The organism is Pseudomonas sp. Bc-h (assembly GCF_002080045.1).
In the GTDB taxonomy this organism is placed as follows: Bacteria; Pseudomonadota; Gammaproteobacteria; order Pseudomonadales; family Pseudomonadaceae; genus Aquipseudomonas.
The window spans coordinates 94,449-114,652 of the sequence record NZ_MUIN01000010.1; the positions used below are offsets into that span (position 1 = coordinate 94,449).

At 60.1% G+C, this 20,204-nt stretch carries 17 protein-coding genes; 11 read left to right on the forward strand and 6 right to left on the reverse strand.

The features are described from left to right. The first annotated feature begins 138 nt into the window (after positions 1–138). The 3 genes from BWR59_RS19435 (at position 139) to BWR59_RS19445 (ending at position 4,522) form a co-directional block, all read left to right on the forward strand. On the forward strand, positions 139–2,295 hold the full coding sequence (locus BWR59_RS19435) for a TonB-dependent siderophore receptor (RefSeq protein WP_081567276.1): 2,157 nt from the start codon (positions 139–141) through the stop codon (positions 2,293–2,295). A 227-nt stretch (positions 2,296–2,522) separates the two neighbouring features. Continuing rightward, positions 2,523–3,866: a CDP-diacylglycerol--serine O-phosphatidyltransferase gene (pssA, locus tag BWR59_RS19440; RefSeq protein ID WP_081567277.1), complete on the forward strand. Its 1,344-nt coding sequence runs from the start codon at positions 2,523–2,525 to the stop codon at positions 3,864–3,866. A 2-nt stretch (positions 3,867–3,868) separates the two neighbouring features. Further along, a complete protein-coding gene (locus BWR59_RS19445) occupies positions 3,869–4,522 on the forward strand; it encodes a TetR/AcrR family transcriptional regulator (protein WP_143490880.1) in 654 nt (217 codons plus the stop codon). 58 nt (positions 4,523–4,580) lie between these two features. Here BWR59_RS19445 and BWR59_RS19450 read toward each other — a convergent pair whose 3' ends face one another. The 4 genes from BWR59_RS19450 to BWR59_RS19465 form a co-directional block, all read right to left on the reverse strand. After that, the gene (locus tag BWR59_RS19450; RefSeq protein WP_230982053.1) at positions 4,581–8,180 is read right to left on the reverse strand and encodes a molybdopterin cofactor-binding domain-containing protein; all 3,600 of its coding nucleotides are present in this window, start codon (positions 8,178–8,180) and stop codon (positions 4,581–4,583) included. A gap of 14 nt (positions 8,181–8,194) precedes the next feature. Next, entirely contained in the window at positions 8,195–8,680 is a 486-nt protein-coding gene (locus BWR59_RS19455; protein WP_081567279.1) for a (2Fe-2S)-binding protein, read from the reverse strand. A 237-nt stretch (positions 8,681–8,917) separates the two neighbouring features. After that, on the reverse strand, positions 8,918–9,376 hold the full coding sequence (locus BWR59_RS19460; protein WP_081567280.1) for a MarR family transcriptional regulator: 459 nt from the start codon (positions 9,374–9,376) through the stop codon (positions 8,918–8,920). 217 nt (positions 9,377–9,593) lie between these two features. Further along, positions 9,594–10,646, reverse strand: coding sequence for a 2,5-dihydroxypyridine 5,6-dioxygenase (locus tag BWR59_RS19465; protein WP_081567281.1), 1,053 nt, complete (start codon positions 10,644–10,646; stop codon positions 9,594–9,596). Positions 10,647–11,003: 357 nt separating this feature from the next. Here BWR59_RS19465 and BWR59_RS19470 point away from each other — a divergent pair, with 357 nt between their 5' ends. The 4 genes from BWR59_RS19470 to BWR59_RS19485 all read left to right on the forward strand — a co-directional run bounded on the left by BWR59_RS19470 (position 11,004) and on the right by BWR59_RS19485 (position 15,365). Beyond that, positions 11,004–12,152: an FAD-dependent monooxygenase gene (locus tag BWR59_RS19470; protein ID WP_081567282.1), complete on the forward strand. Its 1,149-nt coding sequence runs from the start codon at positions 11,004–11,006 to the stop codon at positions 12,150–12,152. Beyond that, positions 12,149–12,982: an alpha/beta hydrolase gene (locus BWR59_RS19475; RefSeq protein WP_081567283.1), complete on the forward strand. Its 834-nt coding sequence runs from the start codon at positions 12,149–12,151 to the stop codon at positions 12,980–12,982. The genes BWR59_RS19470 and BWR59_RS19475 overlap by 4 nt, the downstream gene beginning before the upstream one ends. Beyond that, the gene (locus BWR59_RS19480; protein WP_081567284.1) at positions 12,975–13,610 is read left to right on the forward strand and encodes an N-carbamoylsarcosine amidohydrolase; all 636 of its coding nucleotides are present in this window, start codon (positions 12,975–12,977) and stop codon (positions 13,608–13,610) included. Before BWR59_RS19475 ends, BWR59_RS19480 begins: the two co-directional genes overlap by 8 nt. A 441-nt stretch (positions 13,611–14,051) precedes the next feature. Next, the gene (locus BWR59_RS19485; RefSeq protein WP_081567285.1) at positions 14,052–15,365 is read left to right on the forward strand and encodes an MFS transporter; all 1,314 of its coding nucleotides are present in this window, start codon (positions 14,052–14,054) and stop codon (positions 15,363–15,365) included. Positions 15,366–15,515: 150 nt separating this feature from the next. On the opposite strand, the gene BWR59_RS19490 is transcribed toward BWR59_RS19485, so the two are convergent. Continuing rightward, positions 15,516–16,490 carry an aldo/keto reductase gene (locus BWR59_RS19490; RefSeq protein WP_081567286.1) on the reverse strand — a complete coding sequence of 325 codons (975 nt, stop codon included), beginning with the start codon at positions 16,488–16,490 and terminating at the stop codon, positions 15,516–15,518. 148 nt (positions 16,491–16,638) lie between these two features. Here BWR59_RS19490 and BWR59_RS19495 point away from each other — a divergent pair, with 148 nt between their 5' ends. The 3 genes from BWR59_RS19495 to BWR59_RS19505 all read left to right on the forward strand — a co-directional run bounded on the left by BWR59_RS19495 (position 16,639) and on the right by BWR59_RS19505 (position 18,544). Further along, positions 16,639–16,974 (forward strand): hypothetical protein, encoded by a 336-nt coding sequence (locus BWR59_RS19495; protein ID WP_081567287.1) that lies wholly within the window; start codon positions 16,639–16,641, stop codon positions 16,972–16,974. A gap of 224 nt (positions 16,975–17,198) precedes the next feature. After that, positions 17,199–18,170 carry a hypothetical protein gene (locus BWR59_RS19500; RefSeq protein ID WP_081567288.1) on the forward strand — a complete coding sequence of 324 codons (972 nt, stop codon included), beginning with the start codon at positions 17,199–17,201 and terminating at the stop codon, positions 18,168–18,170. Further along, entirely contained in the window at positions 18,167–18,544 is a 378-nt protein-coding gene (locus tag BWR59_RS19505; RefSeq protein WP_081567289.1) for a hypothetical protein, read from the forward strand. The genes BWR59_RS19500 and BWR59_RS19505 overlap by 4 nt, the downstream gene beginning before the upstream one ends. 277 nt (positions 18,545–18,821) lie before the next feature. On the opposite strand, the gene BWR59_RS19510 is transcribed toward BWR59_RS19505, so the two are convergent. Continuing rightward, the gene (locus BWR59_RS19510) at positions 18,822–19,163 is read right to left on the reverse strand and encodes a carboxymuconolactone decarboxylase family protein (protein WP_081567290.1); all 342 of its coding nucleotides are present in this window, start codon (positions 19,161–19,163) and stop codon (positions 18,822–18,824) included. 113 nt (positions 19,164–19,276) lie between these two features. Here BWR59_RS19510 and BWR59_RS19515 point away from each other — a divergent pair, with 113 nt between their 5' ends. Continuing rightward, positions 19,277–20,194 (forward strand): AraC family transcriptional regulator, encoded by a 918-nt coding sequence (locus BWR59_RS19515; RefSeq protein WP_081567291.1) that lies wholly within the window; start codon positions 19,277–19,279, stop codon positions 20,192–20,194. The last annotated feature ends 10 nt before the right edge of the window (positions 20,195–20,204 follow it).

Here is a 20,204-nt window from a genome sequence, read left to right on the forward strand (position 1 = left end):
CCAATGTGAAAAAAAGGTGAAAAAAGTCGGCACCAGTGATAACAATTCGCAATCACTTCCTGCTAGCATCTGCGCCGAAGAAACATTCGCATTGCCAGGGAGGCTTTTCGCAGACTAGATATCTACAGGAAGCTTCCCATGGCCTTACGCCTCCCTTCCCGCCCGACCCTGCTGGCGCTGTGCTGCTCGGTCAGCGTCAGCGCCTACGCTGCTGATCAAGCCATTGAACTCGGGGCCACCGCCATCGATGCTCAAGCCATCAAACAGACCCCAGGCGCCTTGCCCGAAGAGTTTGCGGGCGGTCAGGTCGCGCGCGGCGGGCAGATGGGGCTGCTGGGTAACCAGGACAACATGGACGTTCCGTTCACGATGACCAGCTACACCTCAAAGCTGATTGAGAATCAGGGGGCGGAGAACGTCGGCGACGTGTTGCTCAACGATCCCTCGGTGCGCATGTCCGGGGGCTTCGGCAACCAGTCCCAAGCCTTCGTGATTCGTGGCCTGCCGCTCAACGGCGACGATATTTCCTTCAACGGGCTCTACGGCGTGTTGCCACGTCAGATCATCTCTGTTGATTCAGTGGAGCGGGTCGAGGTGTTCAAAGGGCCTAACGCCTTCCTGAATGGCGCCAGCCCGACGGGTACTGGCCTGGGCGGCAGCGTGAACCTGCAACCTAAACGTGCTGAAGACATCCCGACTCGCCGTTATACCCAAGACATTTCCACCGACGGTCGGGTCGGCGAACATCTGGACATCGGCCAGCGCTTCGGTGAGGAAAACCGCTTCGGCGCGCGGCTGAACCTGAGTCAGCGCGAAGGCGAAACCGCCATTGACGACATGGATCAGCGCTCGAAGCTGTTCATTGCCGGATTGGACTACCAGGGAGATCGCTTCCGGATTTCGACCGATTTCGGCTACCAGAAGGAGCGTATCAATCACCTGCGCAATAACGTGCGATTGGGCACGGGGCTGACCAGCATCCCCCACGCCCCGGATTCGGATCATAACTACGGCCAGGACTGGAGCCATCAGGAAATCGAAGACACGTTCGGGATGTTCCGCGCCGAATACGACCTCAGTGACAGTTGGACAGCCTACCTGGCAGGCGGCGGCAAACACACCCGCGAGACCGGCGTTTACGGCACGCCCGTCCTGACCAATGCAGCAAATGGCAATGGCACGATCAGCGCATCCGATACCAACCACAACGAGGACAACGGCACGGTCATGGCCGGTGTGAACGGCAAGTTCCAGACCGGGCCGATCAGCCACCAGATCGCACTGGGGGTTGCGAGCATATGGACCCGTCAGGAAAACGGTTACATCTTCTATAACAGCGCACCCACCAATATCTACACCACGCCATCGATCGCGAAGCCGAGCACCCCCACCCTCGTCGGAGGCGATATGGGCGATCCGGACCTGGCAGGCAAAACGCGCAATCGCAGTCTCGCGTTGTCGGACACGGTGGGACTGTTTGATGACTCGCTGTTGCTGACCTACGGCGTTCGTCGCCAACAGTTGCGAGTCGAGAACTACAGTGTGAACACTGGCGCTCGCACGTCACTCTACGACGACAGCATCACCACGCCGGTTTACGGCATCGTGTACAAACCTACGGATACGGTGTCTCTCTACGCGAACCGCATCGAAGGTCTTGCTCAAGGTCCGACCGCCAGTGGCAACGTGGTGAACATAGGGCAGACATTCCCGCCCGGGCGCACCAAGCAATACGAGGCCGGCGTCAAGCTGGACATAGGTACATTCGGCGCGAATCTGGCGGCGTTCCGCATCGAGAAGCCTACTGATGGTTTTATCGAAGGCGACGTTTTTCTGCGCGAAGGCAAGCAAGTCAACCGTGGCATCGAGTTCAGCGTGTTCGGCGAACCCCTGGATGGCCTGCGCCTGCTGGCCGGTGCCACCCGAATGGAATCCAAGCTTGAAGACACCGCGGGCGGCACCAACGATGGCAACCATGCGGTGGGCGTCCCGACCTTTCAGATGAACGCCAACGTCGATTGGGACGTACCGGGCTTGCAAGGCGTAGCCCTCAACGCACGCTTCCTGCGCACGGGTGGGCAGTATGCCAACCCGAGCAACACGCTCAGCCTGCCGACCTGGAACCGCTTCGACGCCGGCGCCCGCTACGCCTTCAAGGTGGCGGAAAAGGACGTGACCTTGCGCGTCAACGTCGAGAACATCGCCAACAAGGATTACTGGGCGTCGGCCAACGGCGGCTATCTGACCCAGGGTGATCCGCGGCTGGTGAAGTTCTCGGGCACCATCGATTTCTGATCGAGACACAAACCGGTGGGAGCCAGCTAGCTGGCTCCCACAGAGACACGTGCTCAGGTCGACATTTTGATCCGACGCAAAGCCATCAGGGGCGAATTCACGCCCTCCCGCCCCCGCTTCTTGCTGAAAATCTGCTGAACAAGTCAACGATCCTGCTGCCAAAACCACCAGAAGGCGCACTCTGGTGTAAGCTCGTGCGCTGTTGATTTCGACCCATCGAGAGGCTTATGCGGGCTCCCTTCCGACGTTCTACCCTTGCGGCGCTGCGCGGCTTTGAATCCTCTGGCGCGGCGATCACCATCCTGCCGAGCGCGGCCGACTATCGCCGGACGTTGCTCGAGAAGATCGCGTCGGCAACCCAGCGCATCTATATCGTCGCTCTGTATTTGCAGCAGGACGAAGCCGGTCAGGAAATCCTCGACGCCCTGTACGCCGCCAAGGCCGCGCGGCCAACGCTGGATATCGTCGTGCTGGTGGACTGGTTCCGCGCCCAGCGCGGGCTGATCGGCGCGGGTAAACAGGCGGGCAATTCGGCCTGGTACCAGGCGCAGAATCTGGAACACGAGCAGGAAGTGCCGATCTACGGCGTGCCGGTGCAGACCCGCGAGCTGTTCGGGGTGTTGCACCTCAAGGGCAGCATCATTGATGACTGCGTGATCTACACCGGTGCCAGCATCAACAACGTTTATCTGCACAAACTGGGCAAATACCGCCTGGATCGCTACCAGTTGCTGGAGAACAAGGCCCTGGCCGATTCCTTCCAGCGTCTGGTGACGCAGGAAATCCTGCCGTCCGACGCTGTGCATCGCCTCGACCTGCCCTCACCGCCTGCCTCTCGCAGCATTCGCGGGGAAATTCGCCAGTTCCGTCAGCGCCTCAAACGCGCCAGCTACGACATCAACGAGGGCATTCGCGAAAACGGCGAGTTGCGCCTGATCCCCTTGCTGGGTATCGGCAACAAGAACCCGTTGAGCAAGGTCTTGTGCGATCTGATCGCCGCGACCAAGCACCAGCTGACCCTGTGTACGCCGTACTTCAACATGCCGCTGTCGGTGAAGCGCGAAATCAACCGCGCGCTCAAGCGTGGCGTGAAGATCGACATCATCATCGGTGACAAGACCGCCAACGACTTCTTCATCCCGCCAGCAGAGCCGTTCAAAGTCATCTCCGCGCTGCCCTATCTGTACGAAATCAGCCTGCGACGCTTCATGCAGAAGCATCAGACCGCCGTCGACAAGCACCGCCTGAACATTCATTTGTGGAAGGACGGTGACAACACTTATCACCTCAAGGGCCTGTGGTCGGACGAGCGCTATACGCTGCTGACCGGCAACAACCTCAACCCCCGCGCCTTCCAGCTCGATCTGGAAAACGCCGTGTTGATCGACGACCCCAAAGGCGAATGGCTGAAGCCGCGTAACGAGGAAATCGAGCTGTTGATGCGCAACACCCATCGCGTCGGCAAATTCGATGAGCTGGACACCCTGAGCGAATATCCGATGGGCGTACGCACCTTTCTGCGTCGGGTCAGCCGGGTGCGCGTCGAACGACTGCTGTATCGGATTCTCTGAGCATCATGAGCAAGAACACCGGCATCCGCGCGCAACAAGCCGAAGAAACCCGCGCACGCATCCTCAAGGCCGCCATCACGGTATTCACCCGCGATGGTTATTCGGGCGGGCGCATCGAGAAGATTTCCGCCGAGGCCGAATCCAACGACCGGATGATCTACTACTACTTCGGCAGCAAGGAAAAGCTCTTCGTCAAAGTGCTCGAGCACACGTACGAGCAGTTCAATATTGCCGAAAGCACGCTCAAGCTTGACCCGTCGACGCCCGTGGACACCCTGCGGCAACTGGTGGCGTTCGTCTGGGACTATTACGTGACGCACCCGGAATTCGTCGCGATCCTCAGCATCGAAAACTTGCACAAGGGCAAGCACGCCAAGCAGTCCAGCGAAATGCGACGCCTGTCGGGTGAGGCGGTCGGCGTGCTCCGACCCATCATCGAGGCAGGCCAGCAGCAGGGTCTGTTCCGTCAGGATGTGGACCTCAAGCACGTCTACCTGATGATCGCCTCGCTCTGTTACTTCTATAACTCCAACCTGCACACCCTGACCTCCTTCCTGGGTCAGGACATGGCCGGTCAGGGCCAGCGGCAGGACTGGCTGGCGTTTGTTCAGGACCTGGTGGTGCGTGGGGTATTGGTGTTGCCGCCCTTGGGATAGGCGTCGATCACCTGCAGGAGCTGCGGAGATTACGGCGATTGCCCCGCATTGTTTCGCGTCAGTGCGTTCCGGGATTCGCCTTCAGGTACGCCACCTTCTCCGTCAGCCCCGGCCACTGCGGCTCGTTCGGCGCAAAGCGGTTGCGCAGGTACGCGGCCAGATCGCTGATCTGAGTGTCCGACAGGCTGTCCTTGAACCCCGGCATGTAGCCCAGATCCCGTGTCGCCGGATTGGAAATCCCTTGCTGAATCACTTTGATCAGGTTGTCCGGCAGCGCGCTATGAACGTTGGTATTGCTCGCCAGTGACGGGCTGACCCCGAACAACTTCGGCCCTAGACCATCGGCATGACAGCCCTGACACGAACCTTCGAAAACCCGCTGCCCGTTACTCAACGACTGCGCCGAAACCACAGGCGCAGCCTTCGGTGCTGAAACCGGTTCAGCCACGGGCGCCGCGTCAGCCGAGCCATTGAGCGACGCCAGATACACCGCCATCGCACGCACATCCGACTTCGGCAATTTCGCCAGTTCCGACACCACCGGTCCCATCGGCCCTGCGGCCACGCCATGGGCATCGGAGTAACCGCTGCTCAAGTAATTGAACAACTGGTCCTCAGTCCACGGCGCGGGGGATTTCGACAGGCTGTTGAGCGCCGGTGCTTCCCAGCCATCGACCATGCCACCGGCAAGAAACGACGTGCCGCCCTTCTCTGCCCCCATCAAATTACGCGGCGAATGGCACGCTGCGCAGTGCCCCAAGCCGTTGACCAGATACTGCCCGCGATTCCACTGCGCGCTTTGCTGCGGCTGAGCCTGCACTTCGCCCTTGCGCAGGAACAACGCATTCCAGCCGGCCATCAACGGCCGCATATTGAACGGGAACTGCATGCTGTTGGCCGGTTGAACCTGTTTCACCGGGGTCTGCGACATCAGATACGCGTACAGCGCCTGCATGTCGGCATCTTCGATATTTCGAAACGCGGTGTAGGGAAACGCCGGATACAGGTGTTTGCCATCGCGACTGATGCCGTCACGCATTGCCCGCTGGAACGCCGGATAGGACCAGTTGCCGATGCCGGTCTCAGGGTCGGGGGTGATGTTGCTGCTATATAAAGTGCCGAACGGCGTCTGCATTGCCAGACCGCCCGCGTTTACGGTGCCGCCTGGCGCTGTATGGCACACCGCGCAATCACCCGCCGATGCCAGCAACCGCCCGCGCTCCAGTGTGGCCGCCGACCAGGTGCCCGCGCTCGGAGGGGTGATCGGTGCAATCTCGGCTCGCCACGGCAAGGCAGTCGCGGCCACTCCCAGCACCGCGCCAAATGCGGCGAACAATGAGCCGAACAGCCATTTCGAACGCTTGGCCTTCGGCGACTGCGGGGGATTGCTGTTGGCCGCCTCGCCTGCACTTTTAAGCGCTGCCAATACTCGCTCGGCGGTGATTGGCAGTTCGCGAAAGCGAATCCCGGTGGCGTCATAAATGGCATTGGCAATCGCCGCCGCGCTTGGCACCGATGCCGACTCCCCCGCGCCCATCGGCGGTTCGGCCTGGCGCGGCATCATCATGACGTCGACCTTCGGCACCTCCGGGAAGGTCAGAATCGGATACCCGCCCCACTCCTTGCTCGCGACCGTGGACTCCTCGAATGTCACGCGCTCCTTGAGCACACGGCTGGTGGATTGAATGACGTTGCCGTGAATCTGATGCTGCACCCCCGCCGGATTGACCATCATCCCGGCGTCATGTCCGATCACCACGCGCGTCACCGAAACATCGCCTGTGTGCTTGTCTATCGCAACGTCCGCGACCCAGGCCGCCCACGCCGCCCCGAAGCCAGGAAACTTGCTGTGAATGTAACGGGCATAGGCAAAACCGCGACCGCGCAGCACGCCATCCTCTTCGGGGATCTGCATCGGCTGTGTGCGAGGCGTCCAGTCAGCGCGTTCGGCGGTGGACTTGACCAGTTCCGAAGCGCGGTCGTCGTGCAGATAGCGCAGACGGTATTCAACGGGGTCGACCCCGGCCGCGAACGCCAACTCGTCGATGTAGGATTCGTGAGCGAACGTATTGGGAAGCGCCGACACTCCGCGCATCCAGGAGGCGCGAACGATCGGCGCCATGTCGTTGATGGTGACGCGCATGTGCTCGATGTCATAGGGCGGAATCGAAGTGCGGTCGCCCATTTCGAACATCACCGGCACCGGCTCGACACGCCCGGTCAGCAGCAACGCGAGGGTCGGCGAATTGTTCGACGGATAGCTGGTGGTGAAGTCATAACCCGCCACGCCGCCCTCGGCATTCAGGCCGCCATCGACTTCCATCAGTTGCGCGGTGCCCTTGGGCTCCCACGCGTGTTCCTGCTCGCGGGTCAGTTGCACTCGAACCGGCAGACCGACGGCCCGGGACAGCAGCACGGCATCGGCACAGACATCATCGGCGCAGTTGCGGCCGTAACAACCGGCGGCCTCCATGCGGATGATTTCAATCTTCTCTTCGGGGTATTCCAACAGCCACGCCAGATCTGCCCTGAGCATGTGTGGGTTCTGAGTGCCGGACCAGACGCGAATGCCATCTTCGCGGTAGTCCGCCAGCCCGCAGGATGGTCCGATGGAGCCGTGGATCTGATACGGCCAGAGATACGTACGGGTCATCCGTTCGCTGGCATTGGCCAGCGCGTCATCGACATTGCCCTGGTCCAGCACCACCCGCTTGACGCTGGGGTTATCACGAATCGCCTGCTCGATGTCGCTCAGGTCCGGCAATAGATGCTGCCAGGGCTTCCAGGTGACTTTCAGCACTTGCGCCGCCTTGGCCGCCTGCTCTTCGCGCATCGCCACGATGCCAACGAAATCGCGGATGACCACGATCCGTACGATGCCGGGAATATGCGCGATGGACGACTCGTCGACTTCCAGCAGACTGGTGCCGACAAACTCGCCAGTGTCGTAACCCGAATACGGCGGACGAATCACCCGACCATGGAGCATGTCCGGCAGGCGCATGTCGTGCACGTAGGTCAGCTCCCCGGTGGCCTTGCCCGGAATGTCGACCCGCGCAGCGACAGTGCCGACCAGCTTGTAGTCTTCCAGACGCTTGAGCGGTGCGTTACCGGAAATACGCAGCTCGACGTGCTGCCCCGTCAGCAATTCGCCGAAGCGCAGCGTGCGGCCGTCCTGACACTTGATCACCCCGTTTTCAATGACCAGCGAGTCGGCACTGGCTTCCCAACGCTGAGCGGCTTGGTCGAGCAGGTATCGACGGGCTTCGGCGGCGGCATTGCGCAAGGGAATCGCGGAAATCTGCAAGGTGGCGCTGGCGATGGTCGCGCCCTGATTTGGCGCGCGTTCGGTGTCGCCCAGGATCATGGTCACCTGGTCCATGCGCAGGTCGAGCTCTTCGGCGACGATCTGCGCCAGCGAGGTACGAATGCCAGTGCCGAGATCGACGTGGCCATTGAAGGCGTAGACCGTGTCGTCCTGATCGATGGCGATGAACAGCCCCAGTTCCTTGGGCTTGACCGTCGGCGTGCCACCTTTGGCGACCGGGCCGGACGGCGGCAGGATGTCATCGACGATCAGCAACACGCCGTCTTTGGCCAGCAGATGGTCGCGAGTGGGCGTGGGCAGCGTCGTGGGCGGAGTGATGGACTGATTCAAGGGTTTCGCTCCGTTCAAGACTGTTGGCGGGCGGCACGCATGACCGCGCGGAGGATTTCGATATGGGTGCCGCAACGGCAGAGGTTGGCTGAAAGTTCGTGCCGAACCTCGGTTTCGCTGGGGTGCGGATTGCGGTCGAGCAGGGCCTTGGCGGTCATGATCATGCCGTTCATGCAGTAGCCGCATTGCGCGGCCTGCTCGTCGATAAACGCCTGTTGCACCGGGTGTGGGCATTGCCGCGAGCCGATGCCCTCAAGCGTGGTGATTTCACGTCCCTCGGCACCGGCCAGCGGGAACACGCAAGAGCGCGCCGCCACGCCGTCGATAATCACCGTGCAGGCGCCGCACTCCCCCAGCCCACAGCCGTATTTCGGACCGTTGAGCTGCAGATCATTGCGCAGGATCAATAACAGCGGGGTGTCCGCCATTGCCGTGACGGACGAGGACTGCCCGTTGACGTTCAACGTCACGGTCTTCTGCGCCGGCTGCTGCTCGCTCATTTCGCATTCCCCATTTGTTACCAACCGTCTCGCGCTTTTTATGAAGTGGTTACTTCATGAAAAGAGAGCAGGAAGCGTGCCAGTGGAGAAATGGCTGTAGGAAAGCGGAGGTTTCGTCGCGAGAAATTACCTGTAGCAGTCCGGCCGGACTGCTACTGGATCTGCGATGCATTCAGATCAGTAGGAGATCAACTGTGGGAGCGTCGCTCAAAAGGGTCGCATCGACCCGGAGCGGTCTTACTCCTCCGGCTCATCAATCAACTTGCGCAGCAGAAACAACACGGCCACACGCTCGGCAGGGTTGAGCTTGCTCAGGGTCAGCTCGGATATCTGTGCAGCCCGGGGCACCGTTTCCTGCACCAGTTGCAGGCCGCTGTCGGTCAGGCTGCAGATCACTTTGCGCCGATCCTGCGGGTCCGGATCAAGGCTGATCAGGTCCCGGGCCTTGAGCCGGTCGACGATGCCGCGAATGGTCGCCTGGTCCACCGCCGTGGCCTTGACCAGTTCGGTCTGCGAGCTGGGCCCGTGATCGCGCAGCGCACAGAGGGTGACGAACTGCACCGCCGTGAGTTGCGAGTCGCCGACATTCTGCTGAAAGATCGCCAGATGACGCTGGTAAGCCTTGCGCAGCAGATGGCCGACCTGCTCGGAAAAGGTGTAGGACTGATTGTCGTTGGAGGGGTTGTCAGTGGGCACGGCTGGCTCATTCGGCGGGATATAGAAGTGGTGGGTACATTAACGGTTGCGGGCAGACAGGGGAATCTTCAAAAAGCACTGCAGATCAAACCGTGGGAGGGAGCGAAGCTCGCGAAATATCCGTTCAGACGCTGATTCAGTGGCTGATCCACCGCCATCGCGAGCTTCGCTCCCTCCCACATAGGTCGTGTAGGGCCAGCAAGATCTGGACAAACTGTCAACTAGCCTTAGAAGCCTCGGGCGCCACCACGTCCCCGCCCAGCACCACTGCCTGATCATCCAGATAAATGTCGCAATGACGCAGCGGAATATCCAGGTGACACGGGGTTTTGCGGGTGCCGCCGACCTCGGTGTTCGGGCCGGTAGAGAACAGGAAGTTGCCATAGAACGCGCGGGCGTCCATGCACATGCCGTCGTTCTTGTCGTGCAGGCCCATGGCCGTCCACTGTGCGCGCGGCTGCAGGCCCCAGCCGATGTGGGAAATGCCATATACCTCGGGATCGTTGAAATATTTCATGTAATCGCGCAGGTATTCAGCCTCGAAGCCACCCTTGATCCCGGTAATGAAGCCCTTGTCGATCTCCAGAATGATTTGCTCGCGGGAGTAGTTCTTGAACGGCAGGACGATGTCGCCAATGTCGATGACCAGCGTGCCTTCGGCCGTTTCTTCATTCGGCCAGGAGAACAGAAAGCCGCTGGGCCAGTGATCCCAACGCCCCGGCTCATCGGCGAAGCCGTACTCGGTGACCGACGGATACTGCCCCAGTTGCGCACGGAAATCGCTGCCCGCGCGGGACTTCACATGAATCGAGCGCGCCGACTTGAGCACCTGCTCCGCTGCGAGCACACGTTCCTTGTCGGCAATCGTGGGAAGCATGCGCGCCAGCACTTCCGGGGGTTCGACAGCCAGCAGAATACGCGTGCCGGTCTTGAGGATCTGCTCCTGTTCCGGCGAGTGCAGCAGCATCATGGTGTCGACGATCAGGTCGGCTGCTTCCAGCGCCCGCTGCGCGGCGATGTTGCCGGTCAGCGCGGTGTCGCCGCAGTAAGCCGTCATGTCGTTGCCCATGGCCTTGGGGTGATTGAACGACGGCAATTCCACCGCATACACCTTGGCGCCGAGCCGCTGCGCTGCGTCCATCGCGGCACGCACGGTGCGCGGATCTGAGTAGTGGCTCTTGAGCACCGCGACGCTCTGGGTCGTATCCACTTTCGACAGTTTCAGAACGTGCTCGAACATCTGGGTCAATTCGCAATCGCTAACTGGCATCTCTCGTCTCCTCGACATCCGGCTCAGGCGAAACACCCGGCACCGAATGCACCATTGAAAGGCATCCCGCATCACACTAGTGCATTTTTTGAAGTGTACACACTAATTAAAAGCGATAAGACATCAAACGAACGCAGTCTGCAATACCCGCGCCATTTCGTTACCAATGCACACATAGCCTGAATTTACTGGGTTACAAAGGGTGACATGCCTGTTTGCGACGTGGTGGACTATTTTTTGAAAGAGCTATTCACATTTTGAAAATTGAGCGTATACACTTTAAAAACGCAACGTGGCGATGAGCATGATTCGCCGCACACTCACCAAAGATTCGCGAAACACGAAGGAAAGCGCGCCATGCCTAGCACTCAAAAAATTGCCATCGTCGGAGCCGGTCTGGGTGGCGCTGCAGCCGCCACGCTGCTGCAGAAGGCGGGATTTCACGTCGACATCTACGAACAGGCCCCGGAATTCTCGCGTATTGGTGCGGGGATCCACATGGGTCCGAACATCATGAAAATCTTCCGTCGCATGGGCATCGAGCAGCAACTGAGCGACATGGGCTCGCACCCTGACTTCTGGTTCAGCCGCGATGGCGCGACCGGCGACTACATGTCCCGCATCGCGTTGGGCGAATTCTCACGCAAGGAATACGGCGCGGCCTACATCACCGTGCACCGTGGCGACCTGCATGCGCTGCAGATGTCGACCCTCGCCGCGGGCAGCGTGCATTTCAGCAAATGCCTGACCACCCTTGAAGAACGCGACAACGGCGTGCGCCTGAACTTTGCCGACGGCACTCACGCCGACGCGGACATCGTGATCGGCGCCGATGGCATCAACTCGAAAATCCGCGAGGAATTGCTGGGCTTTGAAAAACCGCTGTACAGCGGCTGGGTCGCGCACCGTGCGCTGATCCGCAGCGAAGTACTGACCAAATACAACCTGGATTTCGAGAACTGCGTCAAATGGTGGAGTGAAGACCGTCACATGATGGTTTATCACACCACCGGCAAGCGCGATGAGTACTACTACGTCACGGGCGTGCCTCACCCGGCCTGGGATTTCCAGAGCAACTGGGTCGACAGCAGCCAAGAGGAGATGTACGAAGCCTTCGCCGGTTATCACCCGACCGTGCAGGCGTTGATCGAGTCCACCGAAAGTGTGACCAAATGGCCGTTGCTCAACCGCAACCCGCTGCCGCTGTGGAGCCGTGGTCGTCTGGTGCTGCTGGGCGACGCTTGCCACCCGATGAAGCCGCACATGGCGCAAGGCGCCGGGATGGCCATCGAAGACGCCGCGATGCTGACCCGCTGCCTGCAGGAAACCGGCCTGACTGACTACCGCACCGCCTTCGAGCTGTATGAAGCCAACCGCAAGGAACGCGCCTCGCGCGTGCAGGCGGTTTCGAACGCCAACACCTGGCTGCGCACGCAGGAAGACCCGGCCTGGGTGTATGGCTATGACCTGTACGGTCAGGACCTGAAATCGGGGGTACCAGCGTGAGCACCTTCATTCACGGTGGTAATGTCCACGCCAACGGTATTCGTCAGCACTACCTGCGCTACGGCGGCACCCAACATGCCAACAAACCCGCGCTGATTCTGATCCCGGGCATTACCAGCCCGGCGATCACCTGGGGCTTCGTGGCCGAGCGCCTGGGTGAGCATTTCGACACCTACGTACTCGATGCGCGCGGTCGTGGTTTGTCCTCCACCGGGCCGGATCTGGACTACAGCGTCGACACCTGCGCCGACGACATCAGCGCATTCGCCCACGCCATGAGCTTGCACAGCTATCACCTGGTGGGCCACTCAATGGGGGCGCGTTTTGCCGCGCGGACTGCAGTGCGCAACCCGAAGGGCCTTAAAAGTCTGGTGCTGATCGATCCGCCGGTGTCCGGCCCGGGCCGTCGCGAGTACCCGTCGAAACTGCCGTGGTACGTGGACTCGATCCGCCAGTCGCAGAACGGCATGAGCGCTGAAGACATGCGCGCGTTCTGCCCGACCTGGACCGAGGAACAGCTGCAATTGCGCGCCGAATGGCTGCACACCTGTTACGAGCCGGCCATCGTGCGGGCGTTCAACGATTTCCACGAGGTGGATTTTCATCAGGATCTGCCGCAGTTGCCGGTCCCTGCCCTGCTTATCGTCGCAACCCGTGGTGGTGTGATTCAGGCGCAGGACGAGGCTGAAATCCGACAGTTGCAGCCGACGATTGTCATCGCTCGCGTGGAAGATGCCGGGCACATGATTCCGTGGGACAACCTGGCGGGCTTCTTTGCCGCGTTTGGCGATTTCCTCGGCAGCCCGTTGGTGGGAGAACACCATGAGTGAACAGAACCAAAGCGCCGACGCCAACTATCAAGGCGTCTGGGGCAACCGCATCGGCTTCGGGAAAAAACCGGCGTTGCTGATGATCGATTTCATGCAGGGCTACACCCAACCGGGCGCGCCGCTGTTCGCGCCGGGCGTGGTCAGTGCCGTGGCCGAGAGCGTCGAGCTGCTCGATTGCGCCCGCCAACAGGGCATCCCGGTGGTGCACACCAACATCCGCTATCACCCGTCACATTTTGCCGACGGCGGGATGTGGGTGAAAAAGGCGCCTGTTATGAAGGACATGGTCGAGGGCAATCCGCTGGCGGCGTTCTGCGAAGAGGCGCTGCCCCTGCCGGAAGAAGTGGTCATCAGCAAGCAATACGCCAGTTCGTTCTTCGGCACCTCGCTGGCATCGATGCTGCACGCGCAAGGCATCGACACCGTGGTACTGGCCGGTTGCTCGACCAGTGGCTGTATCCGGGCGACGGCGGTGGATGCTGTGCAGCATGGTTTCCGGACCATCGTCGTGCGTGAGTGCGTCGGCGACCGCCACCCTGATCCGCATGAGGCCAACCTGTTCGACATCGACAGCAAGTACGGCGATGTGGTGAGCAAACAGGAGGCGATGGCGAAATTCAGAGCGTAGCCATGAAGGAATGCCCGCGGTGTCTGCCACACAGTCTTCGCGAGCAAGCTCCCTCCCACAGGTTCATGGCGATTCTCTACATTTGTGCCTGGCATCGGAACCTGTGGGAGGGAGCTTGCTCGCGAAAACGGTCACTCAGACACCCGAGATACAACTGACTGAACACACCCGGCAGAAACGGAATTTCCGCCGTCAGAACCAGGCCACAGAGCACTGGTCGCGCAGGCTTCTCGCGCACTCACTGGACACAGCTTCGCCATGGATCGGCGGGCCAGTGCCCAGTCTTCTGACACTGCCTTTGGAAGTCGCCATCCGGTGCTTGCCAGAGTACTTGATGTGCGGCAAACAAAAACCACAACAGGCCGTAGGAGAACGCAGCAAACGCAGGCAAGATCAGCCGCGAGCTGTGCTCATCGGTCAAAGAACCGCCAGGAGACACCCATGCCCTCTGCGAATGTAGAAACCGCCGCGACAGCTGTCGCGGACCCGATCAAAGCGCTGTACCACAAGATCACCTGGAAGCTCATTCCGTTCCTGTGTTTCTGCTACCTGGCCGCGTATCTGGACCGCATCAACATCGGCTTCGCCAAGCTGCAGATGCTCGATCAGTTGCACTTCAGCGAAACCGCTTTCGGCCTCGGCGCCGGGCTGTTTTTCGTTGGCTATATCCTGTTCGAAGTACCGAGCAACCTGGTGCTGGAGAAAGTCGGGGCGAAGATCTGGATCGCCCGGATCATGATCACCTGGGGCCTGCTCTCGGTCTGCACGTTGTTCGTCAGCACGCCGATGCAGTTCTACATCCTGCGGTTCTTCCTGGGCGCCGCCGAAGCGGGCTTTCTGCCGGGCGTGCTGTTCTACCTGACCACCTGGTTCCCGACCTACCGTCGCGGCCGCATCATCGCGCTGTTCATGATCGGCCTGCCGCTGTCGAGCGTTATCGGCGGTCCACTGTCCGGCTGGATCATGGGGCACTTCGATCAAGCTGCCGGGCTGCGCGGCTGGCAGTGGCTGTTCCTCATCGAGGGTATTCCGAGCGTGCTGCTGGGTGTACTGACGTTCTGGGCCCTGCCCAATGCGCCGAAAGACGCCAAATGGCTGAACGCCAGCGAGCAGACCCTGCTCGAAGGCGAGCTGCGTCTGGACGATGCCGAGGGCAAGGACAGCAAACACAGCTTCCGCGACGGGTTCTTCAACCTGAAAGTGTGGATGCTTGGCGGTATCGATTTTTCGATCCTGCTCAGCGCCTACGCCATGGGATTCTGGATGCCGACCTTCATCAAGAACGCCGGAGTCACCGACACCTTTCACATCGGCATCCTCACTGCCCTGCCCAGCGTCGCCGCGCTGATCGGCATGCTGATGATCGGCGCCAGCTCCGACCGTCGCCGCGAACGCCGCTGGCACATCATCGTGCCGTTCTGGATCGGCGCCGTGGCCATGGCCGCGAGCCCGTTCTTCACCCATAACGTGGTGGCCACCGTTGTGCTGTTCGCCATCGCATCGGCGGCGATCATCGGTGCGGTGCCGGTGTTCTTCAGCCTGCCGGCGACCTTCCTCAAGGGTCGCGCCGCCGCCACCGGTTTTGCCCTGGCCTGTTCATTGGCGAACATCGCCGGCCTGGTCAGCAACTCGATGATGGGCATCGCGATCGACGTTACCGGCAGCAGTGCGGGCGCATTGTGGTTCTTTGCCGGGTGTCTGTTGCTCAGCAGCCTGCTGGTCGTGGCGTTGCCGGCGAAGCTGGTTAACCGCTAAGCCTCGCAAATGCGGAACTCCTGGCAGCTTCACGGCTTGCCGGCGCAATGTCTCTTGGGTGACGATCTTGATGACGCCTGCGCCAGTGAAACGCTGACCTGTAGCAGCACGGCCTGACGAAGTTCTGCTACAAGGGCTGCGGTGCGCTCTCTATCCCACCAACGCAATCAATTGCTGGCGCTGCGCATCGGTCAACAAAGCCCCCATCGCCGCGCCGGCATTCTCCTTCATGTACTTCGGATTGCCCGTCCCCGGAATGGCGCAGGTCACGGCGGAGTGCGAAATCAGGAATTTCAGCGCCAGTTGCGCCCAGCTTTTCGCCTGCACTTCGCCCGCCCAGCCAGGCAACGGTTTGTCCTTCAAGCGCCCGAGCAACCCTCCACCGCCGAACGGTCGATTGCAGATCACCGCCACACCTCGTTCGCGACACAACGGCAACAGCCGCGCCTCGACAGCCCGGTCGTCCAGTGCGTAATTGATCTGCAGGAAATCGAATGGCTCGGCTTTCAGCACAGCCTCCACTTCGTCGTAGGCCGACGACGTGTAATGGGTGATGCCGATGTAACGAATGCGACCCTGTTCTTTCCACTGGCGCAGGGTCGGCAGGTGGGTTTTCCAGTCCAGAAGGTTGTGAATCTGCATCAGGTCGATGCGGTCGGTCTTGAGCAGGCGAAACGAGTCCTCCATCTGCGCGATGCCGGCTTCTCGCCCGCGGGTCCAGACCTTGGTGGCCAGGAACCCCGGAGACCGCGGCTCATGAATCGACAGCAGTTCGCCCGTGGTTTGTTCAGCGCGGCCGTACATGGGCGAGCTGTCGATCACCGTACCGCCTGCGCGAAACAGCTCGGTCAGGACTTGGGGCAGGAGTTTGTAGGCATCGCTGCCGGGCTCGACATCGAAACCGCGATAAGTGCCGACGCCGATCATCGGCAGGGCTTCGCCGCTGGCGGGAATGTTTCGTGTGAGCATTTTCTCGACTCCTTGCTTGTCGGATGACGCATCGGCATTCTCGGTGGAGGCAGGTGACTTCACCCCGGCCGCGGCGGACTCGAACACCAGCGCGGCGCTGACACCTGCGGCCAAGGTGAGTAGACGTCTACGGCTGAACAGACCGGAGTCGGTCATGGCATCCTCCTATAGCCGGGCACTGGTTGATCGACCCTCAAACCGTCGGGTCGGTTCAACGGCCATTTCGTCCGCCTGCGCAAGATCACGGGAACGCTCTTTGCCCGCCGTGCGTCACAACTTAAGCACTGACCATGGAGGCAACGAAATGAAGACGGTGATCACCCTGCAAGAACTGGCCGAAGCGGACCTGCGGCCCTACAACGAAGTCTGGCTGACTTCCGCCGAGGCGCTCGCTGAAAGTGGCCACAACGAGGACGAGCTGTGTCTGTGGCGCTCCGACGACACGTTTACCCACGACATGCTCAGCGAAGGCACACACGACCAGAACGTAAGGGGTATCTGGCTGGTGGTTGACGACATTGACGATCCGCAGCAGGTGCTCGATGTTGAAGAAGAAGTACGTCAGCGCTTACACGCATTGGGGCTCGAGGGCGAGTTCTACCCGGCGGAATCGGGCGACAGCCATGCGTCAATTGGATGAATATCCGTCAATGCCAGGCGTCTGCCCAGACCCTGGCCTCTGTGCGGTCTCCCTCGGAAGCGAAGGCATTTATTCACTGACCTGATAATGTCTTGGAAGCGCCCTCCGTAGGCGCTTTCCGAAAAGCTCGTAGTCATGCCGTTTTTGGCCGTTTGTTTAATGACACTTGCTAAGTCGCGTCTTTATTGTCGCCTCCTCATTCCAGTAAAACAGGAGGCTGAACCATGTCGAGCCCTCACGTATTCGTCAATGACCGGCCCCAAAACTACAACTACCTGCGTGACCACCTGCTCGCCCTGCCCGTCGCCCTACGTCCCAAGTTCGACCAACTCAACCCCTACCTGCGCAACAACGTAGTCATGCCTGGCGAAGTGGTTATCGTAAGCGATGGACCTGCGCACATGTGTACCCCTGAGAAAACACAGTTGATGCAACTGGCACAGGACGTGCGCATGTCCATGATCGGCACCACGAACAGTGAAGCTGAAGTCATGGTGCAAAATTTTGATGTACTCCAAAGCATCTTGTCGTACGGCTCGATCGGGATTGGTGCCAGCACGGGGGCGTGGAGCAAGCATTTAGCCGGAATTGAAAATCTGCTCAAAGAAATCGAGACGTTGCATCAGCGTTGGCGTTACGGCGCGATGACTAATGATCAGTTTTTCCCACAACGCCGAACTTTGTTTGCCCGGATGGAAACCCAGCTCAAAGGCGTTGGCCGAGTTGGAACCGACCTGAACAACCGGGGCAAGATGAAGCGAATTCTTGGTATTTCGAGCAAGAGCTATCTTCATACAGGGGAGATTGCGGGGTATGCCAGGCACGTCAGAGTCGTATCCAAACTGGCGAGTTCAATGAGTAAAGGCACCTATGTAGGGATCGCGCTGGATGTCGGTGCGGGGGCATTGGAGATTCAGGAGGCTTGCTCTGTCGGACGAGAGAGTGAATGCACCAGGGCCAAATATGTCGAGGGCGGCAAGACGGCCGCAAGTATAGGCTTAGCGACCGTTGGAGGGACTGCGGGAGCCTATCTCGCAGGGGCTGTTTGTATTGCTTTCGGGATTCCCACTGGCGGGGCGGGCACCTTGGCATGCGCTGTAATCGGGGGTTCTCTAGGTTCATATGCTGGCGGTATGGCAGGCTCTCACTTCGGTGAACAGGCAGGCGAAAAACTCTTCGAGCATATTGAACGATGAATAACGACACCTCCGGATGGATTGCCATGGTTATGTGCGGCTTAACGTTGTTGAACCTGATTCTCCTGCTGTTTTCGGCATACCGAAAACTCCCCGCCGCCGAACAGTACCTCACAGGTTGCCGAATCATTTCGGACACTAAACGCCTATGGAAAGGCAACGGTCCGATCGCAATGCTGAACAGGCTGGGCGCCGTGGCGCTGGTTTTCACATTGAGCGTTTTACTTGAAAAAAGAGGCTTAATAGACCGGAATGAAACTGATCAGGTACCGCTAAGCCTGCGTATCTGGACAGCGGGCCCGATAGTGGGTAGTTGCATGCTACTGCTGGGGGCTGTGAGTCTCTGGTTGATGGCTAAGATTGGAAACGCTTGACCATCAATGGAAGAAGCTTGGGACATTTGGAATAGCCATCGGCATCCTTTTGAACTAACCCGTTTATGAACATTAATTTCGTCCTGGATATAAGTGTTACCCTTGCCACCGTCCTCAGTATCGGTGACGCAGCCATACTTGTTTGGGTAGCGCTATACAGACTTGAGACGATATCCCTACCAACGTTGACGCAGTAGCAACACGGCTTGCCCGTGGTGGCGCTCACAAGGTCGGCACCGTGGGCAAGCCATACGACTACAGCCAGTGAATCCCCGCCTTACTTCTTCAACGCGTCGTACGCTTCCAGCGCGTGCATCGAGTAGATGTATGCTGCGCCGGCATTCAGCGAGATGGCGGTAGCCAGCGCCGCAGCCACTTCTTCGCGGGTCGCGCCAGCGGCAATAGCGGCTTCGGAGTGAGCGCCGATACAGCCGTCACAGCGGGTGGTGATCGCGACTGCGATGGATATCAACTCGCGGGTCTTGGCATCGAGCACATTGTTTTCGGCAGCCGCATCGCCAAGGGTCATATAGGCCTTGACCATTTTCGGGTTGGATTTGGACAGCGAACCAAAGGATTGCTTGATGGTGGAAACGAGGTCGGACCAATTGCTGAACATGGTGGTATCTCCTGAGAGCGGCGACTAGACTGCGCCGGGAACACAAATAGTGTCCGCCAAGGGCGTTCGGGTAACTTGCTCGTTTGGCTCATTTCTTTGTCAGAAAGTCGCATATGAACGCCATCGACACGCTCATCACTTTAGCTGACGTCCGCGGAAGCCTTGACCTGCGTTGCCAGTTCCAGGGCGACTGGGCGCTTGACCATGCTCAGGAAGCCGGCGGCATCGCGCCCTATCACATTGTGCTCGCCGGAGAATGCCGGATCGAACTGCCCGACGGTCGCCGTCTGAAGCTGGTGGCCGGCGATATTCTGGTTCTGCCCAGCGGTGTCGGCCATCTGCTGCTCAGTCGCGGCGAACGGGTGACGCCGTCAGCCCCAAGACGCGAAGAGGGTGGACTGCTCACCGTGCAGCGCTTCGGCAATGGATCGGAGCTGGATCTGCTCTGCGGGCGCTTTGTCTATCAGCGCGATTCCATGCTGTTCTCGGCGCTGCCCGATCACCTGCTGATTTCCACCCAATCTCTCAACGACGGCGACCCCCTCCCCGCGCTGGTGACCTTGCTGCGCAGTGAAGCGGACGGTAATCAGGCGGGCGGCCAGTTCATGGTCAATGCCCTGACTTCGGCACTGTTCACGCTGGTACTGCGAGCGCATCTGCAAGAGGCGCCGCAAAACGAAGGCAGCCTGGCGTTGCTGGGTGACAAACGGTTAGGCCGGGCTTGGCAGGCGATGCTGCAAGACCCCGCCCATGAGTGGACCATCGAAGCCCTTGCAGAACGGGCAAGCATGTCCCGCGCCACGTTCATGCGAGCATTCGCCAAACTCGCTGGCAACTCACCCTGGACGCTGCTCACGCAAGTACGCATGCAAATGGCCTATGGCTTGTTAAGTCGTACGCAGAGCGGCCTGAGCGACATCGCCGCCCAGGTCGGTTATCAGTCCCAGGCAGCATTCAGCAAGGTATTCAAGGACACCTACGGCATGGCGCCGGGGCAATTGCGACGTAGCCTGGAACAGCAATCTTCCTGAATACGCCCGC

Bases quoted from the DNA above. Each gene is read 5' to 3' on its own strand.
- BWR59_RS19435 (WP_081567276.1), top strand. From the start codon at position 139: ATGGCCTTACGCCTCCCTTCCCGCCCGACCCTGCTGGCGCTGTGCTGC.
- pssA (WP_081567277.1), top strand. From the start codon at position 2,523: ATGCGGGCTCCCTTCCGACGTTCTACCCTTGCGGCGCTGCGCGGCTTT.
- BWR59_RS19455 (WP_081567279.1), bottom strand. From the start codon at position 8,680: ATGAGCGAGCAGCAGCCGGCGCAGAAGACCGTGACGTTGAACGTCAAC.
- BWR59_RS19465 (WP_081567281.1), bottom strand. From the start codon at position 10,646: ATGCCAGTTAGCGATTGCGAATTGACCCAGATGTTCGAGCACGTTCTG.
- BWR59_RS19470 (WP_081567282.1), top strand. From the start codon at position 11,004: ATGCCTAGCACTCAAAAAATTGCCATCGTCGGAGCCGGTCTGGGTGGC.
- BWR59_RS19480 (WP_081567284.1), top strand. From the start codon at position 12,975: ATGAGTGAACAGAACCAAAGCGCCGACGCCAACTATCAAGGCGTCTGG.
- BWR59_RS19485 (WP_081567285.1), top strand. From the start codon at position 14,052: ATGCCCTCTGCGAATGTAGAAACCGCCGCGACAGCTGTCGCGGACCCG.
- BWR59_RS19490 (WP_081567286.1), bottom strand. From the start codon at position 16,490: ATGACCGACTCCGGTCTGTTCAGCCGTAGACGTCTACTCACCTTGGCC.
- BWR59_RS19495 (WP_081567287.1), top strand. From the start codon at position 16,639: ATGAAGACGGTGATCACCCTGCAAGAACTGGCCGAAGCGGACCTGCGG.
- BWR59_RS19500 (WP_081567288.1), top strand. From the start codon at position 17,199: ATGTCGAGCCCTCACGTATTCGTCAATGACCGGCCCCAAAACTACAAC.
- BWR59_RS19505 (WP_081567289.1), top strand. From the start codon at position 18,167: ATGAATAACGACACCTCCGGATGGATTGCCATGGTTATGTGCGGCTTA.
- BWR59_RS19510 (WP_081567290.1), bottom strand. From the start codon at position 19,163: ATGTTCAGCAATTGGTCCGACCTCGTTTCCACCATCAAGCAATCCTTT.
- BWR59_RS19515 (WP_081567291.1), top strand. From the start codon at position 19,277: ATGAACGCCATCGACACGCTCATCACTTTAGCTGACGTCCGCGGAAGC.